At 67.1% G+C, this 5,989-nt stretch carries 6 protein-coding genes; 1 reads left to right on the top strand and 5 read right to left on the bottom strand.

Going from position 1 to position 5,989, the window contains the following annotated elements:
- Window positions 1-76 precede the first annotated feature (76 nt).
- A complete protein-coding gene (locus G3436_RS21185; RefSeq protein ID WP_163949119.1) occupies window positions 77-1,306 on the top strand; it encodes a nucleoside recognition domain-containing protein in 1,230 nt (409 codons plus the stop codon).
- On the opposite strand, the gene G3436_RS21180 is transcribed toward G3436_RS21185, so the two are convergent.
- The 5 genes from G3436_RS21180 to G3436_RS21160 are packed head-to-tail and all read right to left on the bottom strand — an operon-like array spanning window position 1,288 to window position 5,850.
- Complete coding sequence (locus G3436_RS21180) at window positions 1,288-1,896, bottom strand: ABC-type transport auxiliary lipoprotein family protein (protein ID WP_163949117.1); 609 nt, start codon at window positions 1,894-1,896, stop codon at window positions 1,288-1,290. The genes G3436_RS21185 and G3436_RS21180 overlap by 19 nt on opposite strands.
- Complete coding sequence (locus G3436_RS21175) at window positions 1,893-2,831, bottom strand: MlaD family protein (protein WP_163949115.1); 939 nt, start codon at window positions 2,829-2,831, stop codon at window positions 1,893-1,895. Before G3436_RS21175 ends, G3436_RS21180 begins: the two co-directional genes overlap by 4 nt.
- A gap of 1 nt (window position 2,832) precedes the next feature.
- The gene (locus G3436_RS21170) at window positions 2,833-3,630 is read right to left on the bottom strand and encodes an ATP-binding cassette domain-containing protein (protein ID WP_163949113.1); all 798 of its coding nucleotides are present in this window, start codon (window positions 3,628-3,630) and stop codon (window positions 2,833-2,835) included.
- Window positions 3,627-4,775, bottom strand: coding sequence for an ABC transporter permease (locus G3436_RS21165; protein WP_163949111.1), 1,149 nt, complete (start codon window positions 4,773-4,775; stop codon window positions 3,627-3,629). The genes G3436_RS21170 and G3436_RS21165 overlap by 4 nt, the downstream gene beginning before the upstream one ends.
- Window positions 4,776-4,827: 52 nt before the next feature.
- The gene (locus G3436_RS21160; RefSeq protein WP_163949109.1) at window positions 4,828-5,850 is read right to left on the bottom strand and encodes a DUF5924 family protein; all 1,023 of its coding nucleotides are present in this window, start codon (window positions 5,848-5,850) and stop codon (window positions 4,828-4,830) included.
- Window positions 5,851-5,989: the final 139 nt, after the last annotated feature.

Genomic DNA, 5,989 nt, shown 5'->3' with positions numbered 1-5,989 from the left:
GGAGCTGGCTTGCCAGCGATGGCGGCGATATCGACACCCGGCTATCATGCGGTCCAACTTGCAAGGGAAACGACCAATGCTCAACGGCCTCTGGCTCGGCTTTTTCGTGGTGGCCGCCATCTCCGCTCTGGCGCAGTGGCTGGTCGGGGGCAACGCCGGCATCTTCGCCGCGATGGTCGAGAGCATCTTCGCCATGGCCAAGCTGTCGGTCGAGGTCATGGTGCTGCTGTTCGGCACCCTCACCCTGTGGCTGGGCTTTCTCAAGATCGCCGAGCAGGCCGGCATCGTCGACTGGCTGGCCAAGGTGCTCGGCCCGCTGTTCCGGCGCCTGATGCCCGAGGTTCCGCCCGGCCACCCGGCACTGGGCCTGATCACCCTCAATTTCGCCGCCAATGGCCTGGGCCTGGACAACGCCGCCACGCCCATCGGCCTCAAGGCCATGCGTGCGCTGCAGGAGCTCAACCCCAGCGCCACCACCGCCAGCAACGCGCAGATCCTGTTCCTGGTACTCAACGCCTCGTCGCTGACCCTGCTGCCGGTGACCATCTTCATGTACCGCGCCCAGCAAGGCGCGCTGGACCCGACCCTGGTGTTCCTGCCGATCCTGCTCGCCACCAGCGCCTCGACCCTGGTCGGCCTGCTGTCGGTGGCGGTGATGCAGCGCCTGCGCCTGTGGGACCCGGTGGTCCTCGCCTACCTGATCCCCGGCGCACTGCTGCTGGGTGGTTTCATGGCCGTGCTGGCCGGGCTCTCGGCCACCGCGCTGGCTACCTTGTCGTCGATCCTGGGCAACCTCACGCTGTTCGGGCTGATCATGCTGTTCCTGCTGATTGGCGCGTTCAAGCGGGTCAAGGTGTACGAAACCTTCGTCGAAGGCGCCAAGGAAGGCTTCGACGTGGCCAAGAGCCTGCTGCCGTACCTGGTGGCGATGCTCTGCGCGGTGGGCGTGCTGCGCGCCTCCGGGGCGCTGGAGCTAGGCCTGGACGGCATCCGCCATGCGGTCGAGTGGCTGGGCTGGGACACGCGTTTCGTCGACGCCCTGCCCACCGCCATGGTCAAGCCGTTCTCCGGCAGCGCTGCGCGGGCCATGCTGATCGAGACCATGCAGACCCACGGCGTCGACAGCTTCCCGGCGCTGGTGGCCGCGACCATCCAGGGCAGCACCGAAACCACCTTCTACGTACTGGCGGTGTACTTCGGCGCGGTCGGCATCCAGCGTGCCCGCCACGCCGTGGGCTGCGCACTGCTGGCGGAGCTGGCCGGCGTGGTGGCGGCCATCGCGGTGTGCTACTGGTTCTTTGCCTGAGCCACGGTCCAGTCCACCAGTTGTGCCATCAGCCGGTCACTGGCCTGGCCGAAACCGCTGACCACCGCAGGCACCTGCGCCTGCGCCACGGGCTGGCGCACCTCGAAGCTGCGGCTGGCCAGTACGCGCTGGGTGCGGCCTTGTACCAGCCGCGCATCCAGGCGCACCACCACGGCCAACCCGGCCGCGCTGTATTCACTCTGGAACGCCTGCAGCTCGCCGACGATCTCGTAGTCGGCCTGCAGGTTGGCGTCGTCGGCACTCACCCGCTGCACCCGGCCATCGCGCTGGAACGCATCGAGCATGCGGTTGCGCAACAGTGCCGGTGCCGGGTCGGCCCAGCGTGCGCCCTTGTAGCTGCTGATCAGGTCGCCGGCCGGCACCACCGCGATACGCGGTGTGTTGAGCACCTCGCTGGCCAGTGGCTTGTTGATGCGCAGCGTCCAGCCCTCGCCGGCTGCGCTGCTGCGCACGGCCTGCGGGGCCGGCAGGCGGTAGACGTCGGCAGGTTCGGCCTGGGGCAGGATCGAGCAGGCACTGCTCAGGCTCAGCAGCACGGCCAGGGCAATAGCGTGGCAGGGGCGGCTCATGGGGTGAACTCCTTGTTGGTGTCGCGGCCCAGCAGGTAGCCGCTGGGGTTTGCTTCCAGGCGCTGGGAAATGCCTTTCAACGAGGTCAGGGTATCGCGCAGCTCGCGAATTGCCGGGGCCAGCGCATTGAAGCCCTGGGCGCCGCCATTGATGGCCTCGCGGTTGTCGTCGAGCATGGCGTTGATGGTGGCGGTGCTGCGGGCCAGCGACTGCATGGCCTGTTCGGCGTTGCCGACGATCTGCCTGCCCTCGCTGCCCAGCAGTTGGTTGGCGTTGCGCATCAGCGTGCTGGTCTGCTCCAGTGCATCGCCGGCCTGCTTGCCGACCTGGGCCATCTGCCGGATCGCCACGCGGATGTCGTCGCGTTGGCCGGCAATCGCGCCGGTGGTCTGTTCGAGGTTGGCCAGGGTGGCGCCCAGGCGGGTGGCGTTCTCTTCGGAGAACAGCCGGTTGGCGTTGTGCAGCAGCAGGTTGATGTTGGTCACCAGGTCACTGCTGTCGTTGAGCAGGCGGGCGATCGGCGATGGCGAGGCGATGATCACCGGCAGCTTGCCGCCCTTGCCTTCCAGCGCCGGGCTTTCAGGCGTACCGCCACTGAGCTGGATCAACGAGGTGCCGGTGACCCCGGTGAGGGTCAGCTTGGCCTGGGTGTCCTGCTTGATCGGAGTTTCGGCACTCAGGCGGATGTGCGCCAGCACCCGGCGCGGGTCGTTGGGGTCCAGGCGCAGGTTGATCACGTCGCCCACCTTGATCCCGCTGTACTGCACGGCACTGCCCTTGGACAGGCCGGTGACGGCCTCGTTGAACACCACTTCATAGTCCTTGAAGGTGCTGTCGACGCTGGACTTGGCCAGCCACAGGCCGAATAGCATGGCGCCGGCCACCACCAGCACGGTGATCAGGCCGATCAGGACATGGTGTGCGCGGGTTTCCATCTCAATTCTCCTTGAGCGCTGTGGCGGCCTGGTACGCCGCCCGGCCGCGCGGGCCATGAAAGTAGTCGTGGATCCACGGGTCGTCGGTTTGCGCGACCTCGGCCAGCGGGCCGGCCACCAGCACCTTTTTCTGCGCCAGTACCGCCACGCGGTCGGTGATGGTGTAAAGCGTGTCGAGGTCGTGGGTGATCAGCAACACGCTCAAGCCCAGCGCATCGCGCAGGGTCAGGATCAACTGGTCGAAGGCCGCCGCGCCGATCGGGTCGAGGCCGGCGGTGGGTTCGTCGAGAAACAGGATGTCCGGGTCCAGCGCCAGCGCACGGGCCAGCGCGGCGCGCTTGATCATGCCGCCGGACAGCGAGGCAGGGTATTTGTCGGCCGCCGACAGCGGCAGCCCGGCCAGCGCCAGCTTGACCCCGGCCAGGTGCTCGGCATCGTCGCGGCTCAGGCCCGCGTGCTCGATCAGCGGCAGGGCGACGTTTTCGGTGAGGGTCAGCGACGAGAACAGCGCGCCCTTCTGGAACAGCACGCCGAAGCGGCGCTCGACCTGCGAACGCTGCTCGTTGCTGGCCTGGCTGAGGTCCTGGCCGAACACCTTGACCTGGCCTTCGTTGGGCTGACGCAGGCCGACGAGGCTGCGCAGCAGCACCGACTTGCCGCTGCCCGAGCCGCCGACCACGGCAAGGATCTCGCCGCGGTACAGGTCGAGGTCGAGCTGCTCGTGCACGCTCTGGCGGCCGAAGCGGTTGCACAGCCCGCGCGCCTGGATCACCGCCTCGCGGTCGTTTGCAGCACTCACCAGCTCATCTCCATGAAGAACAGCGCGAACACCGCGTCCAGCACGATCACCACGAAGATCGACTGCACCACCGCCGAGGTGGTGTGGGCGCCGACCGACTCGGCACTGCCGCTGACCTTGAAGCCTTCGAGGCAGCCGATGGCGGCGATCAGGAAGGCAAAGAACGGTGCCTTGGCCAGGCCCACCAGAAAATGCTGCACGCCGATGTCGCTCTCCAGCAGCGAGAGGAACATCGCCGGCGAGATATCCAGCGACACGGCACACACCACGGCGCCACCGAGGATGCCACAGAGCATCGCCAGGAACGTCAATAGCGGCAGTGCGATCAGCAACGCCAGCACCCGCGGGATCACCAGCAGCTCCACCGGGTCGAGGCCCAGGGTACGGATCGCATCGATCTCTTCGTTGGCCTTCATCGAGCCGATCTGGGCGGTGAAGGCACTGGCGGTGCGCCCCGCCATCAGGATGGCGGTCAGCAGCACGCCGAATTCACGCAGGAACGAAAAGGCCACCAGGTCGACGGTGAAGATGCTCGCGCCGAAGCTGGCCAATACCGTGGCGCCGAGAAACGCCACCACCGCCCCCACCAGGAAGGTCAGCAGCGCAACGATGGGCGCGGCATCCAGGCCGGTCTGCTCGATGTGCGCGACCACCGCGGTCATGCGCCAGCGGCGCGGCTGCAGCAGGCGCCTGGCCAGGGTGGCGATGATCAGGCCGATGAAGCCGAGCAGCTGGCGCGTGTCCTGCCACAGCACGTCGACGGCGCGGCCGATGCGGCTGAGCAGTTGGGTGAGCACCGGCACATCGGGCTGGCGCTGCGGGATGCAGTAGTCCTGCAGCGAGCAATACACGGTGTGCAGCAGCGCCCGGTCGGCGGCCGAGAGTGGGCTGCTGTGGTCGTCGGCCAGTTGCGCGAGGCGCTCGGCGCCCAGCAGTTCCACCAGCAGCGAGGCACCGGCGGTGTCCAGCCTGCCCAGTTGCGCCAGGTCGACCTGGGCGCTGGCGTCGTACTGCCCGCCGAGGGCTTCGCTGCTGCGCTTGAGCGCGGTGTAGTTGGCCAGGGTCCAGTCGCCGGCGATGTGCAGGCAGGCCGGGCTGCGCGTGGTGTCGAGGGTGGCGCTGGCGGGGGTGACGGTGGTGGTCATAAGCTCCTGGCGGGCCGGCCGGCGCTCCAATGCGCCGCCTCAGAGCATAGCGTCACTTGCTGGCGGATGCTTGACCGTCATCAACCACCTCAAAGCGCAGCACGCCGATCACCTGGCCGTCCTCGGTGAGCACGCGCACCTGCCAGTTGCCGACCGGGTTGGGCGGGAACACCTGCTTGTGGGTCCAGGCGCGGTAACCCTCCTTGCGCCCGCCATTGATGTTCAGGGCGATGCGGTCGACTTCTTTGCCGTCCTGTTTCCACACGTGATAGATGCGCTCGTTGAGCCCGCGCGGCGCCTTGATTGCGGTATAGGCATACAGCCCGGCGCTGCGGATCTGGCTGGCGCTGACCTGCTTGAGGCTGGCCCCGGGGGTGCGGTTCTGCAGCTCGGTACTGATTGCCACCTCGGTCATCCATAGGGTGGCGGGCGGCACCCAGGAGCGCAGCAGCCAGCCACCGGCGCCTACCGCCAAGGTTACCAGCACCAGCATCAGGCCGCGCCGCCAGTGGCTGATCGGGAAGCTGCTGGCCAGGCTTGGGAACGACAGCAGCATGGCGATGCCCAGGGCCAGCTTGAAGCTCTGCGAGGTGGTCAGGTGCAGGATGATCGGCAGCGCGGTGAGCAATGCGGCGAACAGGGTCAGGGTGTGCAGCGCGAGAAACAGCCAGCGCCGCGGGGCCAGCCACTTGTAGTACAGCGGGTCGACGATCGACACCAGGCCGGCGCCAGCCAGCAGCCCGGTGAACACCAGTTGGCCGCTGTTCCAGGTGGTGGTGACGAAAAAGAACGGCAGCACGAAGAACAGGCTTTCCTGGTGGATCATCTGCGTCGCATAGCGCAGCAGCGGCTGCGGGATCTCGCGCTTGAACACGCGGGTGAACAGTTGGGTGAAGGTGTTCTCGAACATCAGCCACAACCAGCTCACCAGCATCAGCACCGCGACCCAGCTGGCCAGGCTTTCCTGGCGGTCGACCAGCATGAAACTGCCGATACCGGAGATGAAACCGCCGAGGGCGATAACCCCGGGATAGCGCTTTATCAGATCGATCAGGCGCAGGAGAAGTGCAGGCATGGTGGGGTGTTCGCCGGGTGAGGTAAAAATCTGTTACAGGATACGCTGCTTTGGGGTGCCAGTAATGGCCCCTTCGCTGGCAAGCCAGCTCCCACAGGGTTATGCGGTGTACCCATGACCCTGTGAGAGCTGGCTTGCC

The sequence above is a fragment of the Pseudomonas brassicae genome, assembly GCF_010671725.1.
In the GTDB taxonomy this organism is placed as follows: Bacteria; Pseudomonadota; Gammaproteobacteria; order Pseudomonadales; family Pseudomonadaceae; genus Aquipseudomonas; species Aquipseudomonas brassicae.
The sequence above is the reverse complement of the archived record's forward strand: the minus strand, read 5'-3'. Positions and strand labels throughout refer to the sequence as shown.

Bases quoted from the DNA above. Each gene is read 5' to 3' on its own strand.
- G3436_RS21180 (WP_163949117.1), bottom strand. From the start codon at position 1,896: ATGAGCCGCCCCTGCCACGCTATTGCCCTGGCCGTGCTGCTGAGCCTG.
- G3436_RS21165 (WP_163949111.1), bottom strand. From the start codon at position 4,775: ATGACCACCACCGTCACCCCCGCCAGCGCCACCCTCGACACCACGCGC.
- G3436_RS21160 (WP_163949109.1), bottom strand. From the start codon at position 5,850: ATGCCTGCACTTCTCCTGCGCCTGATCGATCTGATAAAGCGCTATCCC.
- G3436_RS21185 (WP_163949119.1), top strand. From the start codon at position 77: ATGCTCAACGGCCTCTGGCTCGGCTTTTTCGTGGTGGCCGCCATCTCC.
- G3436_RS21175 (WP_163949115.1), bottom strand. From the start codon at position 2,831: ATGGAAACCCGCGCACACCATGTCCTGATCGGCCTGATCACCGTGCTG.